This is a genomic window from Deinococcus deserti VCD115 (assembly GCF_000020685.1).
In the GTDB taxonomy this organism is placed as follows: Bacteria; Deinococcota; Deinococci; order Deinococcales; family Deinococcaceae; genus Deinococcus; species Deinococcus deserti.
In genome coordinates this window covers 633,305-647,662 of sequence record NC_012526.1, presented here as the reverse complement: position 1 = coordinate 647,662, position 14,358 = coordinate 633,305, and the positions used below count along the sequence as shown (strand labels likewise).

Annotated in this window: 14 protein-coding genes; 5 read left to right on the top strand and 9 right to left on the bottom strand. The window is 64.3% G+C overall.

Annotated elements, in window-relative coordinates:
- Positions 1-42: 42 nt before the first annotated feature.
- On the top strand, positions 43-1,578 hold the full coding sequence (gene guaA / locus DEIDE_RS03180; protein WP_012692519.1) for a glutamine-hydrolyzing GMP synthase: 1,536 nt from the start codon (positions 43-45) through the stop codon (positions 1,576-1,578).
- Between the two features lie 99 nt (positions 1,579-1,677).
- Here guaA and DEIDE_RS03175 read toward each other — a convergent pair whose 3' ends face one another.
- The 3 genes from DEIDE_RS03175 to DEIDE_RS03170 all read right to left on the bottom strand — a co-directional run bounded on the left by DEIDE_RS03175 (position 1,678) and on the right by DEIDE_RS03170 (position 3,653).
- Entirely contained in the window at positions 1,678-2,343 is a 666-nt protein-coding gene (locus tag DEIDE_RS03175; protein ID WP_012692518.1) for a YczE/YyaS/YitT family protein, read from the bottom strand.
- A gap of 217 nt (positions 2,344-2,560) precedes the next feature.
- Positions 2,561-2,773, bottom strand: a complete 213-nt coding sequence (locus DEIDE_RS18345; RefSeq protein WP_193589557.1) for a hypothetical protein — start codon at positions 2,771-2,773, stop codon at positions 2,561-2,563.
- Positions 2,774-2,930: 157 nt separating this feature from the next.
- Positions 2,931-3,653 carry a 3-ketoacyl-ACP reductase gene (locus DEIDE_RS03170; RefSeq protein ID WP_012692517.1) on the bottom strand — a complete coding sequence of 241 codons (723 nt, stop codon included), beginning with the start codon at positions 3,651-3,653 and terminating at the stop codon, positions 2,931-2,933.
- Between the two features lie 583 nt (positions 3,654-4,236).
- On the opposite strand from DEIDE_RS03170, the gene DEIDE_RS03165 reads away from it, so the two are divergent.
- Together DEIDE_RS03165 and ychF are read left to right on the top strand one after the other, a co-directional pair.
- Positions 4,237-5,031 carry an isocitrate lyase/PEP mutase family protein gene (locus DEIDE_RS03165; protein ID WP_012692516.1) on the top strand — a complete coding sequence of 265 codons (795 nt, stop codon included), beginning with the start codon at positions 4,237-4,239 and terminating at the stop codon, positions 5,029-5,031.
- 220 nt (positions 5,032-5,251) lie between these two features.
- The gene (gene ychF, locus DEIDE_RS03160; RefSeq protein WP_012692515.1) at positions 5,252-6,349 is read left to right on the top strand and encodes a redox-regulated ATPase YchF; all 1,098 of its coding nucleotides are present in this window, start codon (positions 5,252-5,254) and stop codon (positions 6,347-6,349) included.
- A gap of 236 nt (positions 6,350-6,585) precedes the next feature.
- On the opposite strand, the gene DEIDE_RS03155 is transcribed toward ychF, so the two are convergent.
- The 4 genes from DEIDE_RS03155 to DEIDE_RS03140 all read right to left on the bottom strand — a co-directional run bounded on the left by DEIDE_RS03155 (position 6,586) and on the right by DEIDE_RS03140 (position 11,441).
- On the bottom strand, positions 6,586-7,710 hold the full coding sequence (locus tag DEIDE_RS03155; protein ID WP_012692514.1) for an FtsW/RodA/SpoVE family cell cycle protein: 1,125 nt from the start codon (positions 7,708-7,710) through the stop codon (positions 6,586-6,588).
- Positions 7,707-8,987: a UDP-N-acetylmuramoyl-L-alanine--D-glutamate ligase gene (gene murD / locus DEIDE_RS03150; protein WP_049760500.1), complete on the bottom strand. Its 1,281-nt coding sequence runs from the start codon at positions 8,985-8,987 to the stop codon at positions 7,707-7,709. Before murD ends, DEIDE_RS03155 begins: the two co-directional genes overlap by 4 nt.
- A gap of 209 nt (positions 8,988-9,196) precedes the next feature.
- Positions 9,197-10,702, bottom strand: a complete 1,506-nt coding sequence (gene trmFO / locus DEIDE_RS03145) for a methylenetetrahydrofolate--tRNA-(uracil(54)-C(5))-methyltransferase (FADH(2)-oxidizing) TrmFO (RefSeq protein ID WP_338032126.1) — start codon at positions 10,700-10,702, stop codon at positions 9,197-9,199.
- On the bottom strand, positions 10,629-11,441 hold the full coding sequence (locus tag DEIDE_RS03140) for a YdcF family protein (protein ID WP_242402945.1): 813 nt from the start codon (positions 11,439-11,441) through the stop codon (positions 10,629-10,631). The genes trmFO and DEIDE_RS03140 overlap by 74 nt, the downstream gene beginning before the upstream one ends.
- Before the next feature lie 35 nt (positions 11,442-11,476).
- On the opposite strand from DEIDE_RS03140, the gene DEIDE_RS03135 reads away from it, so the two are divergent.
- Positions 11,477-12,088, top strand: a complete 612-nt coding sequence (locus DEIDE_RS03135) for a DUF305 domain-containing protein (protein WP_012692510.1) — start codon at positions 11,477-11,479, stop codon at positions 12,086-12,088.
- A 20-nt stretch (positions 12,089-12,108) separates the two neighbouring features.
- On the opposite strand, the gene DEIDE_RS03130 is transcribed toward DEIDE_RS03135, so the two are convergent.
- Together DEIDE_RS03130 and DEIDE_RS03125 are read right to left on the bottom strand one after the other, a co-directional pair.
- On the bottom strand, positions 12,109-12,408 hold the full coding sequence (locus DEIDE_RS03130; RefSeq protein ID WP_012692509.1) for a hypothetical protein: 300 nt from the start codon (positions 12,406-12,408) through the stop codon (positions 12,109-12,111).
- A gap of 69 nt (positions 12,409-12,477) precedes the next feature.
- Positions 12,478-13,347, bottom strand: coding sequence for a GNAT family N-acetyltransferase (locus tag DEIDE_RS03125; protein WP_012692508.1), 870 nt, complete (start codon positions 13,345-13,347; stop codon positions 12,478-12,480).
- Between the two features lie 351 nt (positions 13,348-13,698).
- Here DEIDE_RS03125 and DEIDE_RS03120 point away from each other — a divergent pair, with 351 nt between their 5' ends.
- Positions 13,699-14,280: a DUF4258 domain-containing protein gene (locus DEIDE_RS03120; RefSeq protein ID WP_162485510.1), complete on the top strand. Its 582-nt coding sequence runs from the start codon at positions 13,699-13,701 to the stop codon at positions 14,278-14,280.
- Positions 14,281-14,358: the final 78 nt, after the last annotated feature.

Genomic DNA, 14,358 nt, shown 5'->3' with positions numbered 1-14,358 from the left:
GCTTGGACGCCCACTTCGGCAGGACATGAGACAATCACACGTGTGAGCGTCGTCATTCTGGATTTCGGTAGTCAATTCACGCGCCTGATCGCGCGGCGGTTTCGCGAACTGGGCGCGTACTCGGTCATCCTGCCCGGCACTGCGTCCCTGGAACGCATCGGACAGGAAAATCCCCAGGGCATCGTACTTTCCGGTGGTCCCAGCAGTGTGTATGACGAGCGTGCGCCCAGACCCGCCCCAGGAGTGCTGGAGTTGGACGTGCCTATTCTGGGTGTGTGCTACGGCATGCAGTTTCTGGCCCATGAGGCGGGCGGCGACGTCAAACGGGCCGGGAAGCGCGAGTACGGCAAGGCTGACCTGACCCGGTACGGTGGTCAGCTGTTCGAGGGCATTCAGGGCGAATTTGTTGCCTGGATGAGCCACAGCGACAGCGTTACTCAGCTGCCGGCGGGCTACGAGGTGGTCGCCGAAACCGAGGACACTCCTGTCACGGCGATCGAGAACCCGGTATCCCGGCGCTACGGTGTGCAGTTTCACCCCGAGGTCGTACACACACCCAAGGGCGGTCAGCTGCTGGCCAACTTTCTGAAGATCTGTGACGTCAAGCGCGACTGGACTGCGGCACACATCGTCGAGGAGCTGATTGCGGACGTGCAGCACCAGGTGGGCGACAGTGGCCGTGTGCTGCTGGGCATCAGCGGCGGCGTGGACAGCTCCACCCTGGCCCTGTTGCTGGCCCGCGCTGTGGGTGAGCGCCTGACAGCCGTATTTATCGATCATGGCCTGCTGCGCCTGGGCGAACGCGAGCAGGTAGAAGCAGCGCTTCGTCCGCTGGGCGTCAATCTGGTCACCGTGGATGCGCGCGAGGAGTTCCTGGGTTCGCTGCGCGGCGTGAGTGATCCTGAACAGAAACGCAAGATTATCGGCCGTGAATTTATCCGGGCGTTCGAGCGCGAGACTGCCAAACTGGGCGACTTCGACTTCCTGGCGCAGGGCACGCTGTACCCCGACGTCATCGAGTCGGCCGGCGGGCATCACGGAGACAAGTCGGGCGCGGCCAACATCAAGAGTCACCACAATGTCGGCGGCCTGCCCGAGGACCTGAAATTCAAGCTGGTCGAACCGTTCCGCACCCTGTTCAAGGACGAGGTGCGTGAAATTGCCCAGCTGCTGGGATTACCGGACCACATCCGCATGCGTCATCCTTTCCCGGGGCCAGGTCTGGCGATCCGCTGCCTGGGTGAGGTCACCGAGGAAAAGCTCGAGATTCTCAAGCGGGTGGACGACATCTTTATCTCCGGGCTGCGCGAGTTCGGGCTGTATGACGGCTGCTCGCAGGCGCTGGCGGTTCTGACGCCCATTCAGTCGGTCGGCGTGATGGGCGACGAGCGCACCTACAGCTATACGGTTGCCCTGCGGGCCGTGACGACCGACGATTACATGACCGCCGAATGGGCCCGGCTGCCTTACGAGTTCCTGGCGACCATGAGCAACCGCATCGTGAATCAGGTGCACGAGGTCAACCGCGTGGTCTACGACATCACCGGCAAGCCGCCGGCCACCATCGAGTGGGAATAAAGCGGCCTGCGGGCAGGCTCTAACGGCTGATTCAGGCAGGGAGTCAAGGTACAGAAGTGCGGGCGACGGAGGTTTCTCCGTCACCCGCACCTTATTGGGTTACTGGCTGAGCTCGGAAGCCCTTTCCTTGCTCGTGGCCTGCTTTTTGCCTTTAAGCCCAAACAGACCCAGGCCGAAACTGACGCTGGGGCCAGCCGCCAGCGCATAGACCAGGGTGCCCCACCCGAAGGGGCCCCCCAGCAGCAGACCAGCGGCCAGCACCACCAGTTCCACGCCGGTTCGAATACGCGCCACCGACCAGCCGCGCTGACGGTGCAGCCCCAGCATCAGGCTGTCGCGGGGACCGGCGCCCAGGCCAGCACCCACATACGCCCCGGTGGCCAGCCCGACCAGCAGCACGCCCAGCAGGAACTGCGCCCACTGCCACAGCGGTTGCTGCGGGTAAGGAATCACGCCGCCCAGCAGGTCCATCACCAGCCCGATCAGCACGACGTTCAGCAGGGTGCCGGGGCCAAAGCGCTCGCGCAGGTTCAGCGAGGTGTACAGCACCAGCAGCAGACCGCTGGCCATGCTGACCTGTCCGACCGTCAGCGGCAGCCAATGGGTGACGCCCACATGAAAGACGTCCCAGGGCGCCACGCCGACTCCGGCATTGAGCATCATGCGCAGGCTCAGACCATAAAGGCCCAGGCCCAGCAATAAGAGGGCGTACTGTCCGGCCGGCTGGAGGCGGGTCAGGAAGATCAGGGGCGCGGGCTGCAGCACAACGCGGAGCCTACCACTGCCCCTGCATTGACGATCTGCCGCTGGGTAGGCTTCAGTACGCATGCCGCCTCTGAAGCGTGCACTTCTCTGGCGCCAGTCCTCAAAACTGCCTATTCATATGCCAGGAGTCGTCCAGACAGCAGGGTCTCAGGGCCGCAGCACCACGCGGAAGCGGGCCTGGCCGCTCATCATCCGGGCATACGCCTCCCAGGCCTGTTCATGCGGATAAACCTTGATCCGTGGCCGCACCGCCGCTTCGGGCACTCAACGCCAGGGTGTCCTGTGAGTCTGCCGCGACCCGAGATGGCCACCCCATCACTGACCGGTGCCCCATAATGGCCTGCACACTATTGATTTCGACCGGCCCGTCAGCGATCCCCAGGATCATCATTTTGCCGTCCACACCCAGCCCGCCAAAGGCGTCACTCATGGCCTGGCCACTTGTGACGGTTGCCAGAAATTACCTTTGCGCCGCTTGGTGACTGCGCCGGACGCTCAGGAAGACATGTGGAATGACATGCGCAGTGCGCTTCCGGAAACGCCGTGACCATGCAGGACACGTTCTGCCCGCCTGCACCGCCCGGTGCTTACTGCGGATTGGTGGTCAGAAGCGAGAGGTTGCGCACCAGGGCCCTCTGGGGCAGCTTGAGTGCCGCGACAAGCACCTGAGCAACATCTTCCGCCTGCAACATACGGTCTTCCTCGCCGATCTTCAGGCCAAGGCTCGTCGCAAGGTCCGTGTTGACAGTGCTCGGGTTCATCAGGATGACGCGGACGTTGTGCTTGCGCACTTCAGGCATGAGGGCTTCCGTGAATGCGATGACACCGGCCTTTGAGGCCGCATACGCAGAGGCTGTCGCGGCGCCCTTCTCCCCTGCTGTGGAGGCGATATTGATAATGTTCCCGCTACCCTGACGCACCATGTAAGGCAGAGCGGCCCGCGTGGCGTAGTACGTGCCCAGCAGATTCACCTGAATCATGCGCTCCCATTCAGCAGGCTCCATATCAAGAACGCTGCCGAATTGCGCCGTCCCGGCGTTGTTGACCAGGATGTCAACCGAGCCCAGTTCCCCGGCCAGTTGGGCAACCGCCGCTTCTACGCCTGCACGGTCCGACACGTCCACGGGCGCTACGCCTACTTTTACCTTGTACTGCCCGGAAATCTCTTCAGCCAAGGCTTCCAGCCCCTTGCGGTCACGCGCAATCAGGCCAACGTGAACTCCTTCCTGAGCAAAGGCCAGGGCGATGGCTTTGCCGATTCCCTTGCCTGCACCCGTTACAATGGCTGTTTTTCCTGTAAGGTCCGTCATCTGATTCTCCTGTCTGGCGGCTTTCTTCTATGCAAAGCCCATATGTGTTTAATGACTCACCTGCCTGGGCGCGCCCCATGGCCTGTTCGCCACATTTAAGGTCTCGTTGTGCTGCCGGTCGAGCCGGACAATGCTCAGGGGACTGACGAGCCCGCAGGTATTCTTGCCCATCTGAGCTTCACCCCAGAGGGGATGGGTTTGGCTTTCCGGAAACGGGCGCTGAAGGCGCCGAAGCCGTACGGCCGATCCAGTGTCTTGCTCACAGAAGAAACAATACGCCCGCCTGCAGCAACACCTGTCGCCCATAAATACTTGCTTCAGAGTACCTGTCACGGGCTCTTGATTTTTACCTACATGTAAGTAGATAATCCTTCTATGTCTGAGAGATCTGATCCCCAGACTCATGCTGGGGGCCAGCATTCCTGCCAGGGACCCTGGGGCCAGCAGCATGGACATCGGCCCACAACGACAGCATTCACGACTGCCATTCAAGTCAGCCCGACTCGACACCTATCCAGAGCTATCGCCTCAAGTAGATGTTCTGCACGCCGTTTTACCAGCCATACCCCCTGAGGAGTTCACCATGACCCAGCTTGCCAACCCTGATCTCGCTGCCCGCGCCCGCACTCTGCTCGACCTGCATGAAGCGCCGGAGATTCTTACGCTCGCCAACGTGTGGGACGTCGTGTCTGCTCAGGTTGTCGCAGACACAGGAGCGCGCGCCCTGGCCACCGCCAGCCATTCCATCGCCTCCAGCTTCGGGTACGCCGACGGCGAGAATATTCCGCTGGAATTGCACCTCGACATGGTGCGCCGCATTGTGCAGGCGGTGGACCTGCCCGTCAGCATGGACTTCGAGGCGGGCTACGGTAACCCGGGCGAAACGGCGCGGCGAGCCATCGAGATTGGCGTTGTCGGCGGGAACCTCGAAGACCAGATGAAGCCACTTGATCAGGCGGTCGCGGCTGTCGAGGCGGTCATGGCGGCCGGACGCGAGGCAGGGATCGAGTTTGTCCTCAACGCCCGCACCGACGCCGTGTTGCGGGCAGACAAGGGCGCCCCACGAGCGCAGACCATTGACGAGGCAATCCGCCGCGGTCGCGCCTTCCTGGAGGCAGGCGCCCCGGTCGTGTTCGTCCCTGGCCTCGTGGCCCGTGACGAGATCCAGACGGTTGCCCAGGCGTTTGGACCCCGCAAGCTCACGGTGATCAGCGTCCCGGGCGTGAGTCTGCCGGTCAGTGAACTGCAGGAACTTGGAGTCGCGCGCGTTTCGACCGGTCCGTTCACCCAGCGCGTCGCACTGACGGCCCTGCAGGATGCCGCAGCCGCGCTGCTGGCCGGTGGAACTCTGCCTGCCGGAACCCGCCCGCTCAACTGAGTCAGGGGCCGCTGGCATCCGGAAACCTCGAGCGGCCGGAACGCACCGGAAGGCATGGTGCCGGGATAGAACCCTGGCACCATGCCTTCGTAGCCTGAAACCGGGCCTGATATGTCTGAAGCATTTCCTCAGGCGAAAGCCCTCCGGTATACTTGCTCGGTTGCCCTCTTGACGCGGGCAAAAGCGTCAGCACCGGCACGAATACCGGAGGAGCACTACTATGGGACTTGGAATTGGAATCGTCGGACTGCCGAACGTCGGAAAAAGCACGCTGTTTAACGCCATCACTCGGGCCGGGGCACTGGCCGCCAACTACCCGTTTGCAACCATTGAACCCAACGTGGGCCGGGTCATGGTGCCGGACGAGCGTCTCAGCGCCCTGAGCAAGGTCTTCACCAAAGGCGAGCGTGTGCCGCCGATTATCCCGACTTTCGTGGAATTCGTGGATATCGCCGGTCTGGTGAAGGGTGCCAGCCAGGGCGAAGGACTGGGCAACCAGTTCCTGGCCAACATCCGCGAGGTAGATGCCATCGCGCACGTGGTCCGCTGCTTTGAGGACGGCAATGTCGTGCACGTGGCCGGCAAGGTCGATCCGCTGGACGATATCGAGACCATCAACACCGAGCTGATCCTGGCCGACCTGTCGGGTCTGGAAAAACGGCTGCAGAACCTACAGAAAAAAGCCAAGGGCAACGACAAAGAAGCCCGCGAGCAGGCTGAACTGGCCGAGCAGATCATTGCCGTACTGGGCGAGGGCAAACCCGCCCGGGCTGGACAGTACGACGCGCCTATTCCCAAGGAATTTGGCCTGATCACCACCAAGCCGGTCATCTACGTGGCCAACGTGGGCGAGAACGACCTGACCGAGGACAATGAATATGTCCGTCTGGTGCGGGACTACGCGGCCAGGGAAGGCGCGCAGGTCGTGAAGATCAGCGCTCAGATCGAAGGCGAGCTGGCCGAGATGCCAGAAGACGAGGCCCGCGAGTTCCTGGCGGACCTGGGCGTGCAGGAAAGCGGCCTGGATCAGCTGGTCAAAGTGGGCTACGAGACACTGGGCCTGATTACCTTTATTACCAGCGGCGAGAAGGAAGTGCGCGCCTGGACCATCCGGCGCGGCGAGAAGGCCCCTGAAGCAGCCGGCGAGATCCACAGCGACCTGGAACGCGGCTTTATCCGCGCCGAAGTGATCGAGTGGGACAAGATGGTCGAGGCCGGAGGCTGGGCCCCCGCCAAGGCCAAGGGCTGGGTCCGCACCGAAGGCAAGGAGTACGTCATGAAAGACGGCGACATCATGAACGTACTGCACAACATGTGACCGCGCTCGGCCGGCGTGCCATCTGAGTTGATGGCAACCGCCGGGCGAGCCTTGGCGTGCCGTATCCGCCGCCCCGCAAGAAGTCTCACTTCCAGCTTCGTGTTTTATACGACGGCATCGTAAACAGGCTCCCGGTTCCTTCTGAGGATATCGGGAGCCTGTTTGTGGTTCTGCGGCAAGGAGCGCTTCTTCTCTACACGGTCGATAGAGTCAGCAGTGACGAACTGCCCCGCGGCTCAATCGCTGGCGCTGGGTTCGGTGTTCCCGATAGGCAGCTCGTCGAAATGCTCGGCCGGCAGATGCGCCCGTACCTCGCGCATGGCACTGTGAATAACTGCCAGGGCCAGACTCATGGTGAGGAGGCTGGAAAAGCCGTAGCTGACCAGCGGCAACGGTACGCCGGTCACGGGGAACATGCCGGCCGCCACCGCCAGGTTCACGAAGGCCTGCCCCACGATCATGAACATGGCGCCGGTGGCCATGGTGCTGGCCCCATGAATCTCGGGGGTCATGGGGCGCACCCGGGCAGCCAGCTGACTGACCTGCAGGGCTGTCGAGACGATCAGCCAGTAGGCAAACAGCAGCATGGCCACGCCCAGCAGCCCGCTGGTAAAGCCCACGCTGGCCACGATCATGTCCGTGTGGGCAGCGAAGTACCAGTAGCGCGGTCCATCCGGGCCCAGGCCCCACAGGCCACCATTGTTCAGGTCGCGGTGTGCGAAGCCAATCTGGTCGAGACCCACACTCAGTTCAGCGTCACGGTTCTGGTGGCCGGCGATGCGCTCACGGATGTACTGGTTCTTGTTGAGGTAAACCCCCACGAACGGAATAGACACCAGCCCCAGCGCCAGCATGAACCCGGCGATGTTACTGATCCGGACTCCGGCGGCGTACATCAGGATGATCCCCAGGCCAAAGGTCAGGACGCTGGTGCCCAGGTCAGGTTCAAGAATCACCAGCGCGGTGGTGACGACAATCATGCCGGTGGCGCTGATCAGCTTGTGTTCTACGCCCCGCCGGGAGAAGAACGAGGCCAGTTGCAGCACCAGCCCCAGCTTGGCCAGCTCACTGGGCTGAAAGCGCACCGGGCCAAAGTCCAGCCAGCGTTTGGTGCCGCTGCTGGTTTCGGTGCCTACGCCAATAAACAGAACCAGCGCCAGCAGAACCAGCGTGACCAGCCACACTGGAGTGGCCATCCTGAGAAAGGCTCGGGGCCGCAGCCGGGCCACTGCAAAGGTGAGCATCAGGCCCAGCAGCGCCTTGATGCCGTGGTCGACAATCAGGTCCGGACGCACCGTGGACACTGCCAGCAGACCCAGGGCCAGCAGAATCAGCTGTGCCAGCACCAGTTGAATGCTCACGCCTTGACCTCATGGTTCTGCTGGACCAGCTGGCGAGCCGCGCGGGCAAAACTCTCACCCCGCGCCTTGTAATCGCGGAACAGGTCGAAGCTGGTGCCGATAGGAGCCAGCAGCACCGTTCCTTCACCGTTCAGGGCCTGCAAGCCTGCCTGCGCCGCACGAAGCATCACATCGTCGCCGTCATGACCCACCACCGTGTCGTAGGGCAGGCCCAGGCCCCGGGCCAGCGCCTCGCCGTCCTCACCAAAGGCAATCACGCGGGTCACCCGGCCGGCCGCAGCGGCACGCAGGGGTTCAAGTTCAGCGCCCTTGTCACGCCCGCCGACCAGCCAGGCAATCGGCGGCTGGGCACGTTCGAGCGCGGCCTGTACAGCGAGCGTGCGCGTGGCGATGCTGTCTTCAATAAAGCGGACTTCTCCCAACCGGGCCACCGTTTCAAAGCGACCGCCGACCGGACGGGCGCGGCGCAGTCCTGCGGCCAGCACGCTGACATCCACCTGGCGCCCCAGGTGGTCCAGAAGGGCCTCGGTCGCCAGCAGTGCGGCGGCGGCGTTTGCCGGGTGGATCCCTTCGGGCAGCTCACTGATGGGCAGCACCTCTGCTCCGCTGCGCAGGCCCAGGTGACCCGCGGTAAAGCTGCGGACCTCCGCCCGGGTGGGCAGTTCCATGCCTGCTGGAAGCACCAGCACATCTTCAGGCTGCTGCCCGGCCGTGATGTGCCGTTTGGCATCATGATAAGCCTCGACGGTCCGGTGCCGGTCCAGGTGGTCCACGCCCAGGTTCGTGATCACGGCGACCGGCAGGCGCAGTCCAGGAACACGCTCCAGCTGGAAGCTCGACAGTTCCACCACAGCGACCTCAGCGTGATCCACCACGTCCAGCAGGGGCGGGTCGATGTTGCCGCCCTCCTGGGCATTCAACCCGCATTCGCGCAGCAACTGGGCAATCAGGACGGTGGTGCTGCCTTTGCCGGCTGTGCCGGTGACCCCAACCATCGGCAGGTGCGGGCGGGAACGGGCTGCCAGCACCACCTCGCCGATCACCTCGGCGCCCTTGGCCCGCAAGGTCAGCAGGTCCGGATGATCTATGGGCACACCGGGGGCAGCCACCACCGTCTGGTAGGTGCGGCTCACGTCACCACGCCCGAACCCCAGTTCCGCCGCCAGCGCTTCATCGTCGGAGGTAGGGCGGGCATCCACCCATTCGGCACTGACCCCCTCGCGCGCCAGGAAGCGCATCACACCCCGTCCACTGCGTCCCAGACCGTAGATCAACATCCCGCCCACTGCGTTCACACGCACACCATAAGGGATTGCTGGCTTACACAGCTAAGTGCGCTGCGCTTGGAGTCAGTGCATCTTTCGATATGGAATTACAGGGGTAATTTCCTATTCAGGGAAAAGTGTCTGGTCCAGTGTCAGAGTGCCTGTGCAGAACCCTCTGAAAAGGGCCATCAAGGTTCGGCAGTCAAGGCCGAGTCAGGGATTCAGCGGGCGCAGGTCACGGCTTCCGGCTCGGCGGCTGGCACCGGGGGCGGGGTCACCTGCAACCCGGCCTCGTCGCGTGCCCAGGTCATGAAGGCGTCCAGGCCACGGCGGAACAGGATGGGACGCTTTTCATGCTTGCCCCATTTGCGTTTCCCTTCCGGAACGGGCAGTTCGGGCACCAGTGCCCAGTTGACGTTCATGGGCTGGAAGCCCTTGGGATTGGCGCTGGCCAGGTAGCGGGTCAGGCCGCCCAGCATGCTCTCAGCCGGTGGGATCAGCGGCGCCAGACCCAGCGCCAGCCGGGCCGCGTTGGTGCCGGCCAGCCAGCCGGTCCCCGCGCTTTCCAGGTAACCCTCAGTGCCGGCCAGAACGCCCGCCACCAGCTTGGTGGGGTCAGCACGCAGCTGAAGGGTCGCGTTCAGGACTTCAGGAGCATTGAGGTAGGTGTTGCGGTGCATCACGCCGTAGCGGACGATCTCGGCGTTCTCCAGCCCTGGGATGAGGCTCACGACAGCTTTCTGGTCACCCCATTTCAGGCCCGTCTGGAAGCCGACCAACGACCACAGACGCCCTTCCCTGTCCTCCTGGCGCAACTGGGCGACTGCGTACGGCCAGCGCCCGGTGCGTGGGTTGTCCAGGCCCTTGGGCGACATGGGTCCGAAGCGCGGCGTGTCTACGCCCCGCCGGGCAATCTCTTCAATAGGCATGCACCCCTCGAAGAATTCCAGCTTTTCCCAGTCGTGTGGGGTATGCGAGCGGGCCTGTTCCAGCGCCTCAAAAAACGCCAGATACTCCTCTTTCGTAAATGGGCAGTTGAGGTAATCAGCGCTCTGGTCGTAGCGTCCGGCACGCCAGGCAACGTCCATGTTGATGGTCGAGGCGTCGATCACAGGGGCAGCAGCGTCGTAAAAGCTCAGGCGGTCACTGCCGGTCAGCCGCGCAACGTCGGCCGCCAGAGCGTCGGAGGTCAGTGGTCCTGAGGCGATCACGGCGATGCCTGCGGGAACAGCTGCGACCTCGCCTTCAATCACTTCGATCAGGGGGTGCTCGCGAATGGTGCGGGTCACCCGGGCGCTGAACTCGTCGCGTTCCACGGCAAGCGCGTTGCCTGCCGGCAGGCGTGAGGCGTCGGCGGCCGTGACCACCGCGCCACCCACGCTGCGCAGTTCAGCCTGGAGCAGGCCCTTACTCTGCTTTTCCCCTTCACCGCCCAGCGAGTTGCTGCACACCAGCTCCGCAAAGTTGGCGCTGCGGTGCGCCGGGGTCATGCGCGTGGGGCGCATCTCGTGCAGGCGGACCCGGACGCCCAATCTGGCGGCCGCCAGCGCCGCCTCCGACCCTGCCAGCCCCGCTCCGATTACCGTAATTGCTGCGTCCGTCCCACTCATCAGACAGCCAGTGTAGGCGAAGGCCGTCTCCCGGTTTGTGGTCTCAGCGTTCCGGGGTCCCACCAAGGCTGGCCTTAACCCGCGAAAGCCCCTCGTACAGCAGCACCCGCACGGCATACAGCCGGTCTGAGGGCAGGGGCAGCGTGGTGTCGAACAGCGTTTCATCCGCGGGCACGCTGACCACGCTCAGGCCATAGGCCTGGAACAGACGGGCAGCCCGGCGCGAGTGGCTGGGGGACGTCACCAGCAGTACCTGTTCCCAGCCGCGTGACTGGGCCAGCTGCCGCACGCGGGCCGCCTCGTCACGGGTGGTGGTGACGCGGGACAACGTCAGGACTTCTGGACCGCCGCGTGGGTACAGGGACGTGATCTGACCGCGTTGCAACACACTGAGCCTGGGGCAGTCTGCCGGCCCGATCAGGCCTGAGGGTTCGGACACCGTCATGGCCGGTGCGTATCCGGCACGCCACAGCTCCAGACCGCGAACCAGACGCGCAGCGCTGCTGGGTGCCTGGGCGCGCGTGCCACACTGCACGCCCCCGCCCAGCACCACGATCACGTCTGCCGGCACCGGCGACCCGGCCAGGGTCAGGGCCTGAAGGGGGGCGCGCAGCACCGGAGTCAGCAGGCATACGGCCAGCACCCCAGCAAGCACCACACAGCCTGCCTGCATCACGCGGCGGGTCAGCGGGAACCACGCGGCCACTGCGCCGGCGATAATCAGCAGCAGCACCAGAGCCGCCGGACTTCGCACCTCGCCCAGAAAAGCGGCCAGGATGCCCAGCGCACAGCCCAGAGCGGCTCCTTTCAGCACGGAACGGAGCTTCGTTGGGGTGATGCGCGGCGCCGTGGTCACGCCGGGCAGTATAGGAAGCCCCTACACTGCCGTGGATGCTTCGCTTTGCCCGCTCCCGATTTGTCGTGCCGCTTCTGCTGACCCTGATCGGAGCTGCCCTGGGCTACGGACTCTGGCCACGTATGCCGGGCGAGTCCAGCACCGAAGTCCGGTTCGTCCGCGAGATGATTCAGCACCACACGCAGGCTGTGGATATGTCCATTCGCGTGCGCGAGCGCAGTCAGGACCGCACCGTGCGCTCCCTGGCACTGGACATCCTGCTGTCGCAACAGGAACAGATCGGGCAGATGCATGGCTGGCTGACCCTGTGGGGGCGGCCGTGGGGTGGAGCCGGCATGAGCGCCGAACACGCCCGGATGATGGGAATGGCCACCCCAGCCCAGGTGGCGGCGCTGGACACGCTGCCCCCTCAGCAGGCCGACAGGCACTTTCTGACCCTGATGATCCGACACCACGACGGTGCCCTGGCCATGGTCGAGCCTGCCCTGAAGAAGAGCATCCGGCCCGAGGTGCAGGCCCTGGCCCGGCAGATTCAGGCGACTCAGGCCGCAGAGATCAAGGTCATGGCAGACATGCTCCGCGCCCGTGGAACCCAGGCCCCACCTGAACCCAGGACAGATCAAGCTCCATCCGGGCATCAGCACTGAAGGCTGCTGGCAGCGCGGCTTCACTCGTCCAGATCTGACATCCGTCCGGCCCGGCGCTCCTTACGCCGGGCCTCCTTGCCCCGTTTTCGTGATGGCCGTGGGGGCAGCGTCAGCACATAGCGCCTCTCCGGGTTGCAGGAAGCCGCGTGTTCTCCGAGCGTGTCACCGGGATCAGCACTCCGCAGGTTGCCCGCCGGATGCAGGTGCTGACCCCCGCAGTAAGGACAGTCGGTCACCAGCCAGAACATTACGCGGGTTCCGGGCAGATCACGCAGCGTCACGAAGGCGGTGCGGGGCGTGTGGCGGTCTTTCTTGCCCATGTGGAGGACGGTAGCGTGCCGGCCGCCAGGCAACTGTGCCCCGAACGGGCTGCCGGAACGGATTGCCGGCTAGGCTTCCTCGTCGCCCTCTTTCAGGTAGGTCATCACCGAGCGGCAGTGGGTCAGGCCCGCGTGGGCGTACAGTGCACGCGCGGCGCGCATGTGGTCATGGGCGCGCACCCGCATGGTACGGATCTCCGGATGTGTGTCGGCTTCTGCAGCGGCCAGGGCCAGCAGCACCCGCCCGTAGCCCTGGCCACGCTCGGCCGGATGAACCGCCAGATAGGTCAGGTCGGCCCGCGCATCATCAGGATGCAGTTCAAGTTCTGCAAAGCCGATGGTACGGTCCTCCCGGCGCAACACCACCAGGCGCACATCGTCCCGCGCAAAGTGGGCGTCGTACTGCTCAGGGCCCCAGTCCAGCCGGCCAGCCCAGGCGTCCTCCGAGTCGCGGTACAGCGCGCGGTATTCCTCGATAGGCAGGCGGCGGGCCAGGGAGTGACCATCCGGCACCCGGGCTCGGGAGGTCAGTTTTTCCAGCGGCGCAGAGTAAAAGTCGGTGGTGTGCAGCGGGTTCAGACCGGCCCGTTCAAGCGCGTCACGTACTGCCAGATTGTCGCGGGCGCAGAAGGCATACACGGGCAGGCCCTCGGCTTCCTCAATGGCGCGGGTTACCAGAGTCGTTAAGGCACCCGCCGCTTCCGGTTCGCTGATAGGGCCTTCAAGCACCATGCCGTCACGAAACGGTCCAATGGCGCAGTAGGCAACCACGCCCTCTTCGCCGTCAAGCACAAAACAGGTGTTGTCCTCGCATTCAAGCTGAAGTTCGCGGGCGTCGCGGGAGTCCGGGGCGAACACCTCGCGTTCCGGGGCGTCGTCCATCCAGTTCAGGAGGGCGAGAACGTCTGGAGCGTCGGTGGCCTGCATCGGACGGATCATGGGTGAACCTCCAGCGAAAGCAAGAAATAAAGCGGTGAACCAGTGTGCCTTCAGGGTAGGAGGAGGGCTCCTCCTGTGTCTGCCTACCACGTCACGCCGCGAACAGGTACCGGCGTGCTATTCTTCGCGCATGCCCTGAATCAGGGTACGTCAGCCGCCTCCCCACGAACACCACCGCGTGTTTGAGGGGCCTTTTCTATTTTGGGGCTGACTGTCAGCCCGCACAGGAAAAGAGCAGCCGGGCGGAGGACTTTTCCGGGAGGTGCTTTCGCCGTGACCAAACCGTCCAGCAAAACACGCCGGGGCTCGTCGGCGCCCACTGAGCAGCGGCCTGCTTCCCTGCAGGCATCACTGCAGACCGGAACCGACCTGCTGGCCCTGCGCGCCCAGCTCTCCCGCGCCGAAAAAGCCGCACGGCGGGCTCCCACGCCGCCTCCGGCGCCCCGTCCGGCACGCCCAACCCCGATCAATCCTCAGCGGGAAATAGAACTCGCCGGGATTGCCACCGATGATTTCAGCCTGTCACGCGCCCATGCCCGCTTGCGCGACGCTGTGTATGACGGACGGTATCACGTCTGTCCGCACGCCATCGGGCACGCCCGGGCCGAGGGCTTTCTGGAGCATGACATCATGAATGTGCTGCTGTCCGGCCGGGTACGTGCGGTGTACCCCGATGACCAGCGCTGGCTGGTGTGCGGAGCCTTCGAAGCCTGCGGGATATCGCTTCCCCTCCATGTGGTGGTGCAGCACTACCGCGACGGCCATGTGGATATCGTGACTGCCTTCGTGCCCAAGCACCCCTACCACATCATCAGCCGGGCGCGTCTGGCTGTGATGCTCCGTTACGACGACGAGCGCATCCGCGTGCGCACTGCGCAGGCCGGCAACCGGGTGGGATACCGCAGCAAGGGCAAGTGGAAGAAAAGCGCCTGAGTTTCGGCATGTCAGGACTTCAGAGCAGAGGTTGAGGGATGCACCCAGGCGCAGAGCTGATCACGCGCACCGTGGCCT

Excerpts from the sequence above, each read along its gene's own strand:
- DEIDE_RS18345 (WP_193589557.1), bottom strand. The coding sequence starts at position 2,773 with ATGAGTGACGCCTTTGGCGGGCTGGGTGTGGACGGCAAAATGATGATC.
- DEIDE_RS03170 (WP_012692517.1), bottom strand. The coding sequence starts at position 3,653 with ATGACGGACCTTACAGGAAAAACAGCCATTGTAACGGGTGCAGGCAAG.
- DEIDE_RS03165 (WP_012692516.1), top strand. The coding sequence starts at position 4,237 with ATGACCCAGCTTGCCAACCCTGATCTCGCTGCCCGCGCCCGCACTCTG.
- ychF (WP_012692515.1), top strand. The coding sequence starts at position 5,252 with ATGGGACTTGGAATTGGAATCGTCGGACTGCCGAACGTCGGAAAAAGC.
- murD (WP_049760500.1), bottom strand. The coding sequence starts at position 8,987 with ATGTTGATCTACGGTCTGGGACGCAGTGGACGGGGTGTGATGCGCTTC.
- trmFO (WP_338032126.1), bottom strand. The coding sequence starts at position 10,702 with ATGCCGTGCGGGTGCTGCTGTACGAGGGGCTTTCGCGGGTTAAGGCCA.
- DEIDE_RS03135 (WP_012692510.1), top strand. The coding sequence starts at position 11,477 with ATGCTTCGCTTTGCCCGCTCCCGATTTGTCGTGCCGCTTCTGCTGACC.
- DEIDE_RS03130 (WP_012692509.1), bottom strand. The coding sequence starts at position 12,408 with ATGGGCAAGAAAGACCGCCACACGCCCCGCACCGCCTTCGTGACGCTG.
- DEIDE_RS03125 (WP_012692508.1), bottom strand. The coding sequence starts at position 13,347 with ATGATCCGTCCGATGCAGGCCACCGACGCTCCAGACGTTCTCGCCCTC.